We start from the raw sequence: 16,971 nt of genomic DNA, 5'->3' as shown, positions 1-16,971 counted from the left end.
GTAGTCCTGCGCGGTGGGGAACGTGTCGAACGCCATAAGTGATTGGCACAATTCAATCAAAAGGATGACTCCAAAGCCCAACGGGGACTACTAGACTGGCTTTCGCCCTCAAATCCCTGCGCCGAAAAACCGGTTCGCGCCCAGCGGTTTCGGGACTGACGCTAGCGAGGACAAACCACATGCTTCTGAAGCTCATCCTAAAACACTCCAAACCCTATGCCGGGTGGATCGTTGCGGTCTTCATCCTGCAACTGGCCACCACCATGGCCACGCTGTTCCTGCCCAGCCTGAACGCCAAGATCATTGACGTGGGTGTGGTCAACACCGATATTGACTACATCTGGCGCACCGGCGGGATCATGCTGGTCGTTGCCTTCGTGCAGGTGATCACCGCGATCGGCGCCGTCTACTTCGGCGCCAAGACCGCCATGAGCCTGGGCCGGGATATCCGCCAGGCCGTGTTCGAGCAGGTCTCCACGTTCTCCGCGCAAGACGTGAACAAGTTCGGGGCCGCCACCTTGATCACCCGCGGCACCAACGACGTGCAGCAGGTGCAGATGCTCACCCTGATGCTGCTGAACTTCATGATCACCGCCCCGATCATGTCCATTGGCGGGGTCATCATGGCCATCCGCGAGGACCCGGGCCTGTCCTGGCTGGTCTGGGTGTCGGTGCCGGTGGTGCTGATTGTGGTGGGCATCCTGGTCATCAAGCTGATGCCGCTCTTCCGCCAGATGCAGGTGCGCATTGACGGGATCAACGGTGTGCTGCGTGAGCAGATCACCGGCATCCGCGTAGTGCGCGCGTTCGTGCGCGAACAGCACGAGACCGAGCGCTACGCGGACGCGAACCAGAAGTTGACCGACCTGGGTGTCAAGGTCGGCAACCTGTTCGTGCTCATGTTCCCGGCGATCTCGATGATCCTGCACCTGTCCACCGCCGCCGTGCTGTGGTTCGGCGGGCACCGGGTGGATGCCGGCCAGGTGGAGGTCGGGGCGCTGACCGCGTTCCTGCAGTACCTGCTGCAGATCCTGATGGCGGTCATGATGGGCACCTTCATGGCCATGATGGTCCCGCGCGCCATGGTCTCCGCCGACCGCATCGGCGAGGTGCTGGACACCAAGCCGAGCATGACCGAGGCCGAGGACCGCGAGGTGCACCTGCCCACCCCCGGCACCGTGGAGTTCCGCAACGTCAGCTTCGGCTACCCGGGTGCCGAGGCCCCGGTGCTGAACAACATTTCCTTTACCGCCCAGCCGGGCAAGGTCACCGCGATCATCGGGTCCACCGGTTCGGGCAAGACCACCTTGCTGAACCTGATCCCGCGGCTCTACGACGTGACCCGCGGGCAGATCCTGATCGGCGGGGTGCCGGTGGATGAACTGGGCCGGGATGCGATCTCGCGCAACATCTCCGCCGTCCCGCAGCGCCCCTACCTGTTCTCCGGCACCATCGCCAGCAACCTGCGCTTCGGGGCGCAGAGGGCCAGCGACGCTGAGCTGTGGCAGGCGCTGGACATTGCCCAGGCGGCGGACTTCGTCGCCGAACGCGAGGGGCAGCTGGACTCAAAGATCTCCCAGGGCGGCACCAACGTCTCCGGCGGGCAGCGCCAGCGCCTGTGCATCGCCCGGGCCCTGGCCGCCAAGCCGCGCACCTACCTGTTCGATGACTCGTTCTCGGCACTGGACGTGGCCACCGACGCGAAGCTGCGCGCCGCCCTGGCCGAGCCGACGAAGGACGCCGCGGTGATCATCGTGGCCCAGCGCGTCTCCACGATCACCCGGGCCGACCAGATCCTGGTGCTGGACCACGGGGAAATCGTGGCCCGCGGCACCCATGAGGAGCTGCTGGAAAGCTCGGAAACCTACCAGGAAATCGTTTCGTCCCAGCACAGTGCGGAGGAGGTGGCCTAGATGGCGGATCAGAAGAAGAACTCCTCGGCCCCCGAGGTGGATGCGAGCCTGGAAGAGGTCGACGAATTCGCGGCCGCGGCCAGCAGCGACACCTGGGACGAGGCCCCGGTACGCAAGGCCCAGCACTTCTGGCCCTCGGCCAGGCGCCTGGTCGGACTGCTCGCCCCGTACAAGCTGGGGATGAGCATCGTCTTCGCGATGATCGGCATCTACGTGGTCCTCTCGGTCACCGCACCGCGGGTGCTGGGACGGGCCATGGACGTGATCTTCGCCGGGCTGATCGGCAAGAACATCCCGGCCGGGACCCCGGCCGACGTGCTGATCCAGCAGCTGCGCGACAGCGGCGATGACACCCAGGCCGACATGCTCTCCCGGGTGGACTTCGTGCCCGGGCAGGGCATCGACTTCACCCAGCTCTCCCGCTTCATCCTGATCGTGCTGTCGATGTACTTCATCGCCTCGATCTTCATGTGGCTTTCGGGCTGGCTGCTGAACCGCCTGGTGATGAAGGTGGTGTACCGGCTGCGCAAGGACGTTGAGGACAAGATCAACGCACTGCCGCTGAACTACTTCGACACCCGCCAGCGCGGGGACATCCTCTCCCGGGTGACCAACGACGTGGACAACATCCAAAACGCGCTGCAGCAGGCGCTGAGCCAGCTGGTGCAGTCCGCGCTGAGCGTGCTGGGCATTGTGATCATGATGTTCGTGGTCTCCTGGCAGCTGGCGCTGATCGCACTGGTGGCGCTGCCGTTGTCCGCGGTGGCCGCCGGCATCATCGGCACCCGGGCGCAGAAGCTGTTCACCGCCCAGTGGAAGAACACCGGTGCGCTGAACGGGCAGATCGAGGAATCCTTCTCCGGCCACGAGCTGATGAAGGTCTTCGGGCGCGAGGACGACATGGTGGAGCGCTTCACCCAGCGCAACGACGAACTGTACAAGGCCAGCTTCGGGGCCCAGTTCGTCTCGGGCATGATCATGCCGGTGATGAACTTCGTCTCCTACCTCTCCTATGTGGGCATCGCCGTGGTCGGCGGGCTGCGCGTGGCCTCCGGGTCGATGAGCCTGGGGGATGCGACCGCGTTCATCCAGTACTCGCGCGAGTTCACCCAGCCGCTGGGGCAGATGGCCGGGCTGGCCAACATGCTGCAGTCCGGGGTGGCCTCCGCCGAACGCACCTTCGAGCTGCTGGACGCCGAGGAGCAGGAGGCGGAGGATGCGCGCACCCAGCTTCCCGCCCGCACCGACGGGCACGTCTCCTTCCAGGACGTGAGCTTCTCCTACACCCCGGACCAGCCGCTGATCGAGAACCTGTCCTTTGACGCGGATCCCGGGCACACGGTGGCGATCGTGGGGCCGACCGGGGCGGGCAAGACCACCCTGGTGAACCTGGTGATGCGCTTCTACGAGCTGAACTCCGGGCGGATCCTGGTGGACAACGTGGACATCACCCACCTGTCCCGCGCGGACCTGCGCTCCAAGGTGGGCATGGTGCTGCAGGACGCCTGGCTGTTCGGTGGGACCATCATGGAAAACATCCGCTACGGCCGGCTGGACGCCACCGATGACGAGGTCATCGAGGCGGCGAAGGCCACCTTCGTGGACCGCTTCGTCCGCGCCCTGCCCGAGGGCTATGACACCGTCATCGACGAGGAGGGCACCAACGTCTCGGCCGGTGAGAAGCAGCTGATCACCATCGCCCGCGCGTTCGTGGCCAACCCCTCGCTGCTGATCCTGGATGAGGCGACCAGCTCGGTGGACACCCGCACCGAACTGCTGGTGCAGCAGGCCATGGCGGCGCTGCGCACCGACCGCACCAGCTTCGTGATTGCCCACCGCCTGTCCACGATCCGCGACGCGGACACCATCCTGGTGATGGAGGCCGGACGGATCGTGGAGCAGGGCAGCCACGAGCAGCTGCTGGCCGCCGAGGGCGCCTACTACCGGCTCTACCAGTCCCAGTTCTCCGGCCCGGCCGAGGACGTGGACGCCAACCCGGACACCGCCGCCGTGCCGGTGACCGGCGGAAGCCCGGCCGCCGCCGCTTCCCCCACCCCGGGGGAGCAGTCCGAGACCGGACGGTAGTCCTGCCCGCAGGGCCGCGATGGCGGGAAGCACCCCTTCCCGCCGTCGCGGCCCTGACGCATTTAAGGGGGCCAACCCCGCACAGTGATGTTGCCCATGCCGCGGCGGCAACCCCCGTGCTGCCGGGGGTGGAACAGGCCCGGCAGCACGGGCGAATGCTGGTGTCCGTGCGGAAATCCAGCTTCCTGGCAGCGCGCCGGGAGCGTTGACAGGCCGCTTTGGATGGTTGGATACTGACAGCAGATCGCCGACCACTTGGCTGTTTTCCAACGTCGTTGCGTCGTCCGGAGCGTGCGGCCCGAATCGGGGCCCGGGCATCGGGTACCACGATGAGTGGCCGGATGCATGTTCGCAGTGGCACGCCGAGGGAAAGATGAACCAAGCATGGCAGCTGAGACCGGGGAAGCGATACAGGGCCACGTAGCCAAACTCAGCATGCTCACCCTCACCGGCGTGGTCGTCGGTTCCATGGTGGGCGCCGGGGTCTTCTCACTACCGGGCAGGTTCGCCAGCGAAACCGGGATCTTCGGTGCGGTCATCGCCTGGATCATCGCCGGGGCCGGCATGCTCATGCTCGCCTTTGTCTTCCAGATGCTGGCCAACCGCAAACCCGAACTGGACGCCGGGGTGTACGCCTACGCGAAGGCCGGGTTCGGGGAATACCTCGGGTTCTTCGCCGCCTTCGGGTACTGGGCCAGCGCCTGCGCGGGCAACACCTTCTACTGGGTGTTCATCATGTCCACCCTCTCCGGGCTGGGGGTGGCCGGGCTGGGTTCCGGAGCCACCCTGCTGGCGGTGGGGCTGTCCTCGATCGGGTTGTGGGTCTTCTTCCTGCTGATCCGCCGGGGCGTGCAAAGCGCGGCCCTGGTCAACCAGATTGTCACCATCGCCAAACTGGTGCCGATCATCATCTTCATTCTGATCTGCCTGTTCGTGTTGGACCCGGAGGCGTTGCGGCAGAACTGGTACGGCGCGGACTACGCCGGATCACTCTTTGAGCAGGTCCGCTCCACGATGCTGGTCACCGTCTTTGTCTTTTTGGGCGTGGAGGGCGCGAGCGTGTATTCGCGCCACGCCCGGCGCCGGACGGACGTGGGACGGGCCACCATCCTGGGGTTCCTGTCCGTGTTCGCGATCTTTGCCTCGGTCACCATCGTCTCCTACGGGGTGATGCCCATGGAGCAGATCAGCCAGCTGGAGCAGCCCTCCATGGCCGGGATCCTGGAATACGCGGTCGGCCCGTGGGGCCGCTGGTTTGTGAGCATTGGGCTGATCATCTCGGTGCTGGGCGCCTACCTGGCCTGGTCGCTGATGGCCGCCGAGGTGCTCAGCGTGGCCGCGAACGAACGGGACATGCCCTGCTTCCTGGGCAAGCTGAACCGCACCGACGTGCCGGTGAACGCGGTGCTGCTGACCTCCGTGCTGGTACAGGGCATGCTGGTCATCCTGCTGTTCGCCGAGGACGCGCTGGACCTGGCGCTGGATTTGACCAGCTCCCTGACGCTGATCCCGTTCCTGCTCGCCGCGCTGTACGCGGTGAAGGTGGCCTACGCCGCCCGGCACGGGCAGGGGGAGCGCCGGGCCTCCGGGAGGGACCTTCTCACCTCGGTGCTGGCGGTGGCCTACACCGCCTTCCTGGTCTTCGCCGCCGGCTGGCACTTCTTGCTGCTCTCCTTCATCATCTACGCCCCGGCCACCATCCTGTTCGTCATGGCCCGCCGGGAGCAGGGACGCAAGGCCTTCGAAGGCCGCGAACCGGTGATCTTTGCCCTCTCCCTGCTCGGCGCCCTGCTGGGCGTCGTGGCCCTGGGCGCGGGGTGGATCCACCTCTAGGACAACAGTCGCTGAACTGCACAACGAGAAACCACCAGGGTCGGGCGGCTGTCCGATTCGCAAGGAACGGAAGGAACACGGACCATGAGCGAAACCACGGGCAAGGGTGTGCATTCGGAGGTCGGGCAGCTGCGCAAGGTGCTGGTGTGCGCGCCGGGGCTGGCCCACCGCAGGCTGACCCCATCGAACTGTGACGACCTGCTGTTTGACGACGTGATGTGGGTGGAAAGCGCCCAGCGCGACCACGCAGACTTCGTCTCCAACCTGCGCGGCAACGGGGTGGAGGTGCTGGAGCTGCAGGAGGTGCTCACCCAGACCATGACCCAGGCCGAAGCCCGGCAGTGGCTGCTGGAACGCAAGGTGGTGCCCAACGTGGTCGGTGGCGGGCTGGTCGAGGGCACCCGGGCCTACCTGGATTCGCTGGACGAGGGCCGCCTGTCCGAACTGCTGCTGGGCGGCATGGCCACCAGCGACCTGCCCGAGGACTACCGCACCGATTACGTGAACCTGGCCCGCGAATCCCGCGGCATCTATGAGTACCTGATGCCGCCGCTGCCCAACACCCTCTACACCCGGGACACCACCTGCTGGATCTACGGGGGAGTGACCCTGAACCCGCTGTACTGGGATGCCCGCCGGGATGAGACCCTGCTGATGAAGGCGATCTACAAGTTCCATCCCGAATTCCGGGATTCGACGATCTGGTGGGGGGATCCCGAACAGGAGTGGGGCCAGGTGACCGTGGAGGGCGGGGATGTGATGCCGGTGGGCAACGGGGTGGTGCTGATCGGCATGAGCGAGCGCACCTCCCGCCACGGCATTACCCAGCTGGCCTCCTCACTGTTCCGCCAGGGGGTGGCCGAGCACGTGATCGTGGCCGGGATGCCGAAGCTGCGTGCGGCGATGCACCTGGATACCGTGTTCACCTTCGTGGACCATGACGTGGTGACCCTGTATCCCAAGATCATGGACGAGGTGCACACCTTCTCGCTGCGTCCCTCCGATCAGGAACCGGGTGTCACGGTGATTGACCACGGCACCAAGAGCTTCACCGACGTGGTCGCCCAGGCGTTGAACCTGCCCAAGCTGCGGGTGGTGGCCACCGCCGGGAACAACTATGACTCCGAACGCCAGCAGTGGGACAGCGGCAACAACGCCGTGGCCCTGCGCCCCGGCGTGGTGTACACCTATGACCGCAACACCCAAACCAATGATGCGCTGCGTGCCGCCGGCATCGAGGTGCTGCCGATTGTCGGCGCCGAGCTGGGCCGCGGCCGCGGCGGCGGGCACTGCATGACCTGCCCCATTGAGCGGGACGCCGTGCAGTACTAGCACGCACCTGCCCACGGGTGCCCCGAAGTTGACGAGGCGGCGCATTGGCGTGCAAAGACCCCGGGAACGGGTGATCGGCTTTCTGGCCGACCGCCGGTTCCCGGGGTCTTTTGGGTGTTGGCTCCTAGCCCAGCTGTTCCACGGCATCGCAGGGGTTGGTGCCCGGCTGCAGGTTGCGCACCGTCAGGGAGAGCTTGGCCAGCAGCTCCTGCAGCTGGCGGCTTTCACTCTCATCGAGCTGGGCGAGCAGTTCCTGCTCCGCCTGCGCGACCTTGCCCTCGAGCCGCTTCAGGGTTTCCAGCCCCTGCGCGGTGGCGATAATCTTGCGCGCCCGCCGGTCGGAGGGGGCGGGGATGCGTTCGACCAGGTTTGCCTGCACGAGGTCGTCAATGAGGTAGGTCAGCACGGTGCGGTCAATTCCCAGGTGCCCACCGAGCGCCTGCTGGTTGGCCGGGTCATGGTGCACCACGGTGGACAGCAGCTGGAAGCCGCGCACCCCGCAGGGGATCCCGGCGACCGCCTCGGCGAACCGCGACTGGTGCCCGCGCAGGATCATGCCCAGATGCCAGGCCAGGTCCCCGGGATTGGGGGTGCTGGCGGCGGCTGGGGCGGTGACAGTGTCCGGTGCGGTGTTCATGTCATCCATTCTATCGGAATATATGCGCTTGCATAGATGTTCTGTTATCAATATAGTCTGTACTACAACATATTTGAAGGGTGTGTCAGATGGATTCAGTTCAGCAGCGCGACCAGAAGACCGTGGGGATTCTGGGTGCCGGCCGCGTCGGCACCGCCGTGGCCCGCCTGGCCCTGGACGCCGGCTACCGGGTCAAGATCGCGACCTCCAAGCCCGCCAGCGAGATCAGCCTGATCGTGGACATCGTCACCCCGGGCGCCGAGGCCGTCAACGCCAGCGACCTGGCCGACGCGGAAATGATCGTGGTCGCCGTGCCCCTGCACAAGTACCGCACCGTGGACCCGGCCCTGCTGCAGGGCAAGACCGTCATTGACGTCATGAACTACTGGTCGGGCACCGACGGGGAGATCGCCGAATTCGAGGACCCCACCCAGTCCTCCAGCGAGGTCATCGCCCAGCACCTGGCCGGGGCCAACCTGGTGAAGTCCTTCAACCACATCGGCTACCACGACATGGAGCCGGAAGCCGGGGGAGCCGGGGACGGCGAGGCCCGCGCCCTGGCCCTGGCCGGGGATGACCCCCGGGCCGTCCAGGAGGTCGCCGAGTTCATCAGCAGCGTCGGCTTCGCCCCGGTGATCGCCGGGGACCTGCGCTCCGGGCGGCTGTTCGAACCCGGAACGCCGATCTTCAACGGGCGCTTCACCGCGGCGGAAATGGAAGAGCAGTTCAACGCTGCCCGCGTCTCCCGCTAACCACATCACCGCTTCCCACCAAGACAAGGAACCCACGACATGGAACTCGGCGCCTACAGCTTCGGCGACACCCAGCGCAACGCTGACGATTCACTGCGCAGCACCTCGGAAGCCATCACCAACCTGTTCGAGGCCATCAAGTTGGCCGACCGCAGCGGGCTGGACTACTTCGGGGTGGGGGAGCACCACACCACCAGCATGCCGGCCTCCTCGCCCGGAGCCATCATCGCGGCGGCCGCCGCAGCCACCGAGCAGATCAAGCTCGGCAGTGCGGCGAGCATCATCAGCACCGATGACCCGGTGCGGATCTACCAGCAGTTCGCCACCGCTGACATCATCTCCGGCGGCGGCCGTGTGGAGATCACCGCGGGCCGCGGCTCCTCGGTGGAAACCTTCCCGCTGTTCGGCTATGACCTGGAGGAGTATGACGAGCTCTACGCCAACAAGCTGGATCTGCTGATGACCATCAATGATTCGCAGGCCCCGGAGGTCACCTGGTCCGGGAACAAGCGCCCGGCCCTGAACGACCTGGCCGTGGTGCCGCGTCCGGCCCAAGGCAAGCTGCCGATCTGGCTGGCGACCGGCGGCAACGCGAGCTCCTCGGCCCGCGCCGGCCAGCTGGGCCTGCCGGTGTCCTACGCCATCATCGGCGGGGCACCGCACCGCTTCGCCCCGTTGGCGGACCTGTACCGCAAGGCCGGTGCCGCCTCCGGGCACGCACCGGAAACCCTGAAGGTCTCCGTGGCGGCCATGGGCCTGATCGCCCCGACCAAGAAGGAGGCGTTGGAGCGTTTCTACCCGGGCTGGTACAACCTGAACCTGGAAATGGGGCGCCTGCGCGGCTGGCCAGCCCCGGACAAGCGGGCCTACGACATCCAGGCCGAGGCACCGGGCGCCTACTACGTCGGTGACCCGGACGAAGTGGCCGAACGCATCGTGCACCTGCACGGCTACCTGGGCCACACGCGGCACTTCCTGCAGATGGACGTCGGCGGCATCCCGCAGGAGCAGCTGCTCGAATCCATCGAGCTGCTGGCCACCGAGGTGAAGCCCCGCGTCCAGCGGCTGCTGGAAAAGAAGTAATCGCGGGTTAGCGGCGGAATAAAGGCGCGCGAACACCACCAGGGTGTTTGCGCCCCTTTGCACTGCCCGGAGTCCGCCAGGGGGCGTGCGGGAAAACGGACGCAGACTCTGAAATGACTGGATGCAATTCACCTTTTGGGACAGGGGACACTACTGTTCAAACAGAACATGTTCCCCGCGGGTGCTACCTTCGCCTGCGCACCATGTCGCCTTATCATCCTCGTGTCCACGAAAGGCCCACCCCATGCCTGTTCCCCGTATGCGCGTACTGCGCGCCCTGAGCGCCGGCGCCCTGACGGTTGCCCTTGCCGGCGGCGCCACCGCCGCCACCGCGGCGGCTGGCTTCACCGCCCCGGCCTCCGGTGTTCCGGCGCTCTCCACACCGCACCTGGCTGCCGCCCCGGCCGCGGCCAAGAAGGTCGTCACCAAGGTCACGACCACCGCCAACCTGAACCTGCGCGCCGGTTCAAGCACCAAGCACAAGGTGATCCGAACCATTCCCAAGGGCAAGACGGTCAACGTTTCGGCGACCGCCTCCAACGGCTGGTACAAGGTCAGCTATGCGGGCAAGACCGGCTGGATCTCGAACAAGTACACCAAGGTCGCAGCGAGCACCGCGCCCAAGCAGCCGGCCCCCAAGGGCGCCAGCACGGTGAAACTGTGGGTGACGGCGAGCGCGAACGTGAATATCCGCAAGGGCAGCAGCACCGGGCACGCCTCCGTGGGTACCCTGCCGAAGAACAGTGTCGCCAAGGCGACCGAACGGGCCGCAAACGGCTGGTACAAGATCAGCTACAAGAACAAGACCGGCTGGGTGTCGAACAAGTACGTCAAGACCTGCTCCAAGGGATGCCAGGTCGATACCGGCGACTACACCACCAACCGGGCCGGGCTGAGCGACCGGTATTTCACCAAGGCCAACGGCAGCGACCTCTATGCCGCCGTCGGCGGGACCCGGAGGGTGGGGGATATTCCAAAGAACTCCATCGTCTACCGGGACCTGAAATGGGAGAAGGAAGGCGGGCAGGTGGCCGGCTGGTACTTCGTGCGCACCCAGGGGCTGAACGGCTGGATGAAGGCCAGCGACCTGAAGCGCAGCAGCAACGCGGGCACCACCAATTCGAAGGGATACACCCGCGCCCAGGTGCTCAGACAGTCCAACGGCAAGGTTTCCAGCTCCATGCTGGCCGCAGTGCCGTGGGACAAGGAGAAAACCCTCATCGCCGCACCGGCCGTGAAGGACCTGACCCGGCTGAACACCGCCTTCAAGAAGCAGTTCGGGAAGAACCTGGACATCGACCTGGCCTACCGGACGCTGGATACCCAGAAATACCTCTACGCCGAGCTGGGTTCCTACATTGCGGCGAAGCCCGGAACCTCAAACCACGGCTGGGGCCTGGCCATCGATGTGCCCGAAACCTACGACTACTCCTTCCGCGGCAAGTACTACAAGTGGCTGAAAGCCAACTCCCACAAGTACAACTGGACCCACCGCAAGAACCTGGAGGAGTACCGGTCGGATGGTTCCAAGAACCCCTACGCCGAAGCCTGGCACTTCGAATACACGGGGAAGTAGGCCGACAGCCGCAGGCCGTGGGTTCCAGGGGTGCAGTGCAGCCCACCCCTGGAACCCAGCGGTCCTATTTGCTGCTTAGCGGCGGGATCGCGGGGCCTGGGCTGCCCGCGGCGTAGTCGCTCATCGGAACCGAACCGTCATCAAAGAGCTTCTGGATGTCCGCCAGAATCCTCCAGCCCTGTTCGGAGGCGTCCCCGCGCACACTGAAGGTGGCATCGGCGCTCAGGATGCCCTTGAGCACGTTGCCGTACGCCGAAAGCCTGGGGGCCGAGGTGTCGGTCTGGAAGGTCACCCGCTCCATGCCCTGCACGGCGAAGGGGCCGCCCACGTTCATCTCGAACTCCAGTTGGCCGGTGTCCAGGCGCAGGCGCATCACATTCGGCGGCACCCGGCCGTCGTGGGGGAACTGTGGGTACTCGTGGGGCGGGCGGCGGAAATTGATGGTGATCTCCTTGCGCGGCTTGCCAATGGCCTTGCCCGAACGCAGGGTCACCGGCACACCGTTCCAGCGCCAGCTGTCCACTTCCAGGGTCACCTGGGCGAAGGTTTCGGTGTTCTTTGCCGGGTCCACCCCCTGTTCGGACACGTAGTCGGGAAGGTCCTTGCCCCCCACGCTGCCGGCCGTGTACCGCCCGCGCACCACCGAGGACGCCGGGTCCTTGCCCCACAACCGGGCCGAGCGCAGCACGTGCGCGGTCAGCACCGGAAGCTCCACATGGTCAATGCGGGCCGGTGGCTCCATCATCACCAGGGACATCACCTGCAGCAGGTGGGACTGGATCATGTCGCGGAACGCACCGCTGGAGTCGTAAAATCCGGCGCGCCCCTCCAGCCCGAGCGTCTCGTCGTAGGTGATCTCGATGGACTGCACATGCTCCCGGCTCAGCAGCGGCTCCAGCAGCCGGTTGGCGAAGCGCAGCCCCGCGAAGGAATGCACCGCGGGCAGGTTCAGGAAGTGATCCACCCGGAACGTCTGCTTCTCGGGAACCAGCCGCGCCACCAGCTGGTTCAGCTTGCGGGCGGACTCCAGGTCGTGGCCGATGGGCTTCTCCAGGGCCAGCACCAGGGATTCGGGCAGCTGCAGTCCCTTCAGCACCTCCAGGGACTTCATGGTCACCTGGGGCGGCAGGGCAAAGTAGAGGCAAGCCGGTTCCTCCAGGCCATCAAGCAGGGACTGCAGATCCTGCGCGCTGGTGGCGTCACAGGTGATGAAACGGGTGGTGTTCAGCGTGTGCTCGGCGGCGGGACCGTGGCTGTCCACAGTGTCAAAGGCCTGCTGCACCGTTTGCTTCCAGGTGCCGTCGTCGTTGCGGTCGGCGCCGATGACGGTGACCCGGCACTCGGGATCGGCACGCAGCAAGGTGCCCAGGCCCGGGAGGAGCAGACGGGAGGCCAGATCGCCGGTGGCGCCAAAAATTACCAGATTCTTGATGCTGTCCATGCCCCGCACCCTACTCCCTGTGAAGAGGGAACTGTACCCTTTCGCGCTATCGCCCAGTTTGTTTGAATGAGGTCATGGCTAGCGAGAATGAGAACACTGGATCCACGCCGCTGGAAGACTACGCGCTGCTTTCGGACCTGCGCACCGGGCTGCTGCTCAGCCGGGACGGGAGCATTGACTGGCTGTGTTTTCCCAGATTCGATTCGCCGGCCGTGTTCTCCGCCCTGCTCGGTTCGGCCGCCGACGGGCGCTGGCGGCTCTGGGCTCCGGAGGGAAGCGTGGTCTCCCGCCGCTACCTGCCGCGCACCTTTGTCCTGGAAACCATCTGGCGCACCGCCACCGGCACGCTGGAAGTGCTGGACTTCATGCCGCCGAGCATCGAGCAGGCCGACGTCATCCGCAGGGTCACCTGCCTGGAAGGGGAGGCCGAGATCGAACATGACTTGCGCATCCGCTTCGACTACAACCGCGCCAAACCCTGGACCCGGAAGGTCACGCTGACCAAGGAGGGCGCCACCGGCCTGCTCTCCGTGGCCGGACCGGACGCGCTGCTGCTGACCGGTCCGCAGCTGGAGCCCGACCATGCCTGGAACCAGCGCCATGAACGCCGTGAGCGGCAGGACAGCGCGGACCGTGGCCAGGGCCGGCCCACCGACTACCAGGGCGCGGTCCCGGACCGGCTGACCGGACGGTTCACCCTAAAGGCGGGGCAGACCCAGGACTGGGTGCTGACCTGGCACAAGTCCCATCTGCAGCCGCCCAAGCCGCTGGATGCCGAACAGGCGCTGCAGGCCACCGTCAGGTACTGGCGCGACTGGTCGGCCCGCGTGCAGGTCACCGACCGCTATGACAACCAGGTGCTGCGTTCGCTGATGGTGCTGCGGGCGCTGACCGACCAGGCCACCGGCGGGATCGTGGCCGCACCGACCACCTCGCTGCCCGAGGAGTTCGGTGGGCAGCGCAACTGGGACTACCGCTACACCTGGCTGCGGGATGCCTCGCTGACCATTGACACCCTGGTGGCCCACGATTTCACCGACGGTGCGCTGCACTGGCGCAACTGGCTGCTGCGTGCGGTGGCCGGAGACCCGGACGATATCCAGATCATGTACGGGATCGCCGGGGAACGCGAACTGACCGAATCAGTGCTCGACCACCTGCAGGGCTATGAGCAGTCCCGGCCGGTGCGGGTGGGCAACGGCGCGTTCGAGCAGTACCAGGCCGACGTGGTCGGTGAGGTGATGCTGGCCCTGGCGGCCCTGCGTGATGCCGGTCATGGGGAGGGTGAGTTCTCCTGGGCGCTGCAGCGCAACCTGCTCAGCTTCCTGGAGCGCAACATGGAACGCAAGGGCCACGGGATCTGGGAAATGCGCGGCAACGCGGACTTCTTCACCCACGGCAGGGCCATGATGTTCGCCGCGTTCGACTAGGGGGTGCGGGCGGTGGAGGAGCACGGGCTGAGTGGGCCGGTGGAACGCTGGCGGCACCTGCGCGAGAGGCTGCGGGAAGAGATCATGGAACGCGGCTACGACGCGGAGCTGAATTCCTTTACCCAGACCTATTCGAACAAGGAAGTCGACGCCTCACTGCTGCAGCTGCCCAATACCGGGCTGCTGCACCCCGAGGACCCGAAGATGCTGGGCACCGTGGCGAAAATCGAGGCGGACCTGCTTGACGAGGCGGGCATGGTGCGCCGCTACCGCACCCAAACCGGCATGGACGGGCTGCCGGGCAACGAGTACTCGTTCTTGATGTGCAGCTTCTGGCTGGTGGAACAATACGCCCGCTCCGGACGCAGCGACGAAGCCAGGCAGCTGCTGGACCGTTTGGCCGGCTTCGCCACCGACCTGGGGCTCTTTGCCGAGGAATACGATTCGGCGGGCGGGCGGCTGGCCGGGAACTTCCCGCAGGCCTTCAGCCATTTGGGCTTCATCCGGGCGGTGGACGCGGTGGAAGGCACCCCGCGCAAGTCCGGGGTCTAGCAGCGGCTGGCGCCCCAGCGCTTCCGTCCCCGAGCGCCAGCTGCCCTTTGGCGGCGGGCACGTGATGCAATAAGGGCGTGATGTTACGGCAATTGGAATACTTCGTGGCGCTGGCCCGCGAACAGCATTTCGCCCGCGCGGCCGCCGCCTGCTACGTCTCGCAGCCCGCGTTGTCCGAGGCAACCCGAAAGCTGGAGGCCGAACTCGGCGTACCGCTGGTGCGCCGCGGCCACTCCTTCCAGGGGCTCACTGTGGAGGGGAAGAAGGTGCTGCCGTGGGCCCGGCGGATGCTGCTGGACCATGAGGCATTGCGCCAGGAAGTGGAGGGGCTGCAAGAGGCCCTGAGCGGAAGGTTGCGCCTGGGCGTCGTGCCGGCGGTCAGCTCCACCGTCGTGGAACTGACCGCTCCCTTTGCCGCGAGCCACCGGGGGTGTCGATTCAGGTGCAGACCAGCCTGCACTCCTCCCACATCATTGAACAGGTGCGCGGTTTCGAACTGGACGCCGGGATCATCTACGCAGCACCGGAGGATGCGCAGGATCTGGTGGTGCTCCCGCTGTACACGGAGGAACACGTGCTGATCACCGGCCCGGGAATGCTCACCGAAGCCGCGGTCGCAGGGTGGCGGCAGGCACTGGACCTGCCCCTGTGCCTGCTCGATTCCAGGATGCGCGGACGGCAGGTATTGGATGCCGCGCTGGAACGCCACGGGATGAGCGCTTCACCGCGCATCGAAACCGATTCGGTGGTATCGCTGCTCTCCCATGTGGCCACCGGCCAGTGGGCCAGCATCGTGCCCCGTCAATGGCTGGCCCCGCTGGGCCCGTTGCCGGGAATCCGGATGATAGCGTTGAGCGAGCCGGAGCTCTCCCCGCAGATCAGCCTCGTCCTGACCGCCAGTGAGCCGATGCCGCTGATGTCCCGCGCCCTGTTGCGCACCGCACGGGAAGTGTATCCATAGCGGCCTTCCACGGGCACTGCCCGGCATGGGGTCGTTTGCTACTGTTCCCGGCAGAACAATAAGAGCTGCCTATTGATTCATTGAAGATAAGTCTTGGACGTAATCAAGAGCTTGCGGAACTCTAGATAGTGGGCCCTTCCCGGCCCTTCATCCAGCCTTTTCGTGAGAGGGAATCTCGATGTCCAGCGAACCGACTTCCGCACGCTTGCCTCATGCAGACCGGTGAGAAGCGCTTTATGCCGATGACGCTGCCCGCATCATCCCGGAGGCCAGCCGGTGCCGGGCGTCTTGGGCCAGGAAACTGGCGGAGGTCCCCAGATCTGCGACCAGCGCTGCGCGTGGGGATGGGACTGGCCATTCCAGGCACCACCCTGCTGTTGGTGGGGCGGGCCGACCTGATGATCTACGCGGTCTTTGGCTCGGTGACCGGAATGTACGGTCGCAGCCCACACCGGGGCCAGCGGCTGCGTGACCAGCTGCTGGCTGGCGGAATGCTCTTGGGCGCCGGGCTCGGCGGAATCCTTACCGCGCCCCTGGGATTGCGGAGCTGGTCACTGGTGCTGGTCAGCGTGGGATGCGCGGTGGCCAGCCTGGTGATTGCCGACCGGTTCGCGCTGCGCCCGCACGGGGCGTTCTTCCCGCTGTTCGCGTTCGGCGCGCTGGCTACATTGCCCGGACACGATCAACCGGACCTGGTCGGGCTGGCGGCGTACGCCCTGGCGGTATTGGTGAGTCTGCTGCTGGGTCAGCTGGGACGGTGTTCCGGGCAGCAGGCTCCGGTGCCGATTCCCACCTGGACCTACACGGCACGACACGCCTCAAGCTATGGGCTGGTGGTGTTGTTGGCTGGCGCGGCCGGGATCCTGTTCGGCTTTGAACACCTGCAGTGGGTGCTGGCCGGTGCCGTGGTGCCGCTGGCCGCCGGGAATGCGCGCGGCCGGGTGCGCCGGGCGGCACATCGCGTCGCCGGAACCGTGGCCGGGTTGGGTGTGCTGCTGGTGCTCTTTGAACTGCACCTGAACCAGCCGGCGCTGGGCATTGCGGTAATCCTGCTGATGTTCCCCACCGAGGCGTACATGACCCGCAACTACGGGCTGGCGCTGAGCTTCTTCACCCCACTGATCATGCTGATGCTGGATCTGGCCGCGCCCGGGACCAGCTCCCAGCAGCTGTGGGAACGCGCCGGAGGAAACCTGCTGGGCGTCACGGCGGGGCTGGTTGGCTCGTGGATTGTCGATCCGCGGCGGCGGGTACTGGAAACAGAAAGCTGATCAAGGCGTGCCGCCCAGGAAACGGCCCACGAAAGTGGCCGAGGAGACGCTGGGATGTGAGACACAGCCGATTCGCCGCAAGGGGTCGGGCGTCGACCGGATCCG

At 66.1% G+C, this 16,971-nt stretch carries 11 protein-coding genes and 2 pseudogenes; 11 read left to right on the top strand and 2 right to left on the bottom strand.

The genetic code is table 11. The annotated features are described in order from the left end of the window. Positions 1-179: 179 nt before the first annotated feature. The 4 genes from RCJ92_RS00650 (at position 180) to arcA (ending at position 7,163) form a co-directional block, all read left to right on the top strand. A complete protein-coding gene (locus RCJ92_RS00650; protein ID WP_138175441.1) occupies positions 180-1,913 on the top strand; it encodes an ABC transporter ATP-binding protein in 1,734 nt (577 codons plus the stop codon). Continuing rightward, positions 1,914-3,998, top strand: a complete 2,085-nt coding sequence (locus RCJ92_RS00645; protein ID WP_446753446.1) for an ABC transporter ATP-binding protein — start codon at positions 1,914-1,916, stop codon at positions 3,996-3,998. It abuts the gene before it with no gap. A gap of 384 nt (positions 3,999-4,382) precedes the next feature. After that, the gene (locus tag RCJ92_RS00640; protein ID WP_446753445.1) at positions 4,383-5,831 is read left to right on the top strand and encodes a basic amino acid/polyamine antiporter; all 1,449 of its coding nucleotides are present in this window, start codon (positions 4,383-4,385) and stop codon (positions 5,829-5,831) included. Between the two features lie 84 nt (positions 5,832-5,915). After that, on the top strand, positions 5,916-7,163 hold the full coding sequence (arcA, locus tag RCJ92_RS00635; protein WP_446753444.1) for an arginine deiminase: 1,248 nt from the start codon (positions 5,916-5,918) through the stop codon (positions 7,161-7,163). A gap of 124 nt (positions 7,164-7,287) precedes the next feature. Here the strand turns inward: arcA and RCJ92_RS00630 are convergent, their stop codons facing one another. Beyond that, complete coding sequence (locus RCJ92_RS00630; RefSeq protein ID WP_171021161.1) at positions 7,288-7,800, bottom strand: MarR family winged helix-turn-helix transcriptional regulator; 513 nt, start codon at positions 7,798-7,800, stop codon at positions 7,288-7,290. An 89-nt stretch (positions 7,801-7,889) separates the two neighbouring features. Here RCJ92_RS00630 and RCJ92_RS00625 point away from each other — a divergent pair, with 89 nt between their 5' ends. The 3 genes from RCJ92_RS00625 to RCJ92_RS00615 all read left to right on the top strand — a co-directional run bounded on the left by RCJ92_RS00625 (position 7,890) and on the right by RCJ92_RS00615 (position 11,211). Continuing rightward, entirely contained in the window at positions 7,890-8,552 is a 663-nt protein-coding gene (locus RCJ92_RS00625) for an NADPH-dependent F420 reductase (RefSeq protein WP_446753443.1), read from the top strand. 39 nt (positions 8,553-8,591) lie between these two features. Further along, complete coding sequence (locus tag RCJ92_RS00620) at positions 8,592-9,635, top strand: LLM class flavin-dependent oxidoreductase (protein WP_446753442.1); 1,044 nt, start codon at positions 8,592-8,594, stop codon at positions 9,633-9,635. A 244-nt stretch (positions 9,636-9,879) separates the two neighbouring features. Next, positions 9,880-11,211, top strand: coding sequence for an SH3 domain-containing protein (locus RCJ92_RS00615; protein ID WP_446753441.1), 1,332 nt, complete (start codon positions 9,880-9,882; stop codon positions 11,209-11,211). Between the two features lie 64 nt (positions 11,212-11,275). Here the strand turns inward: RCJ92_RS00615 and RCJ92_RS00610 are convergent, their stop codons facing one another. Continuing rightward, entirely contained in the window at positions 11,276-12,652 is a 1,377-nt protein-coding gene (locus RCJ92_RS00610) for a glucose-6-phosphate dehydrogenase (RefSeq protein ID WP_446753440.1), read from the bottom strand. A gap of 74 nt (positions 12,653-12,726) precedes the next feature. Here RCJ92_RS00610 and RCJ92_RS00605 point away from each other — a divergent pair. From RCJ92_RS00605 to RCJ92_RS00590, 4 genes and pseudogenes are all read left to right on the top strand, one after another. Next, positions 12,727-14,634: pseudogene (locus tag RCJ92_RS00605) on the top strand (glycoside hydrolase family 15 protein). Between the two features lie 80 nt (positions 14,635-14,714). Continuing rightward, positions 14,715-14,882 (top strand): annotated as a pseudogene (locus RCJ92_RS00600) (LysR family transcriptional regulator); the annotation flags it as partial. Positions 14,883-14,941: 59 nt separating this feature from the next. Beyond that, entirely contained in the window at positions 14,942-15,595 is a 654-nt protein-coding gene (locus RCJ92_RS00595) for a LysR family transcriptional regulator substrate-binding protein (RefSeq protein WP_446753466.1), read from the top strand. 344 nt (positions 15,596-15,939) lie between these two features. Further along, positions 15,940-16,866, top strand: a complete 927-nt coding sequence (locus tag RCJ92_RS00590; RefSeq protein WP_446753439.1) for an FUSC family protein — start codon at positions 15,940-15,942, stop codon at positions 16,864-16,866. The last annotated feature ends 105 nt before the right edge of the window (positions 16,867-16,971 follow it).

The organism is Glutamicibacter sp. BSL13 (assembly GCF_052928425.1).
Note: the sequence above shows the minus strand (reverse complement) of the source record. Positions and strands in the feature narration are given on the sequence as shown.

Bases quoted from the DNA above. Each gene is read 5' to 3' on its own strand.
- RCJ92_RS00610 (WP_446753440.1), bottom strand. From the start codon at position 12,652: ATGGACAGCATCAAGAATCTGGTAATTTTTGGCGCCACCGGCGATCTG.
- RCJ92_RS00625 (WP_446753443.1), top strand. From the start codon at position 7,890: ATGGATTCAGTTCAGCAGCGCGACCAGAAGACCGTGGGGATTCTGGGT.
- arcA (WP_446753444.1), top strand. From the start codon at position 5,916: ATGAGCGAAACCACGGGCAAGGGTGTGCATTCGGAGGTCGGGCAGCTG.
- RCJ92_RS00630 (WP_171021161.1), bottom strand. From the start codon at position 7,800: ATGAACACCGCACCGGACACTGTCACCGCCCCAGCCGCCGCCAGCACC.
- RCJ92_RS00645 (WP_446753446.1), top strand. From the start codon at position 1,914: ATGGCGGATCAGAAGAAGAACTCCTCGGCCCCCGAGGTGGATGCGAGC.
- RCJ92_RS00620 (WP_446753442.1), top strand. From the start codon at position 8,592: ATGGAACTCGGCGCCTACAGCTTCGGCGACACCCAGCGCAACGCTGAC.
- RCJ92_RS00650 (WP_138175441.1), top strand. From the start codon at position 180: ATGCTTCTGAAGCTCATCCTAAAACACTCCAAACCCTATGCCGGGTGG.
- RCJ92_RS00640 (WP_446753445.1), top strand. From the start codon at position 4,383: ATGGCAGCTGAGACCGGGGAAGCGATACAGGGCCACGTAGCCAAACTC.
- RCJ92_RS00590 (WP_446753439.1), top strand. From the start codon at position 15,940: ATGGGACTGGCCATTCCAGGCACCACCCTGCTGTTGGTGGGGCGGGCC.
- RCJ92_RS00615 (WP_446753441.1), top strand. From the start codon at position 9,880: ATGCCTGTTCCCCGTATGCGCGTACTGCGCGCCCTGAGCGCCGGCGCC.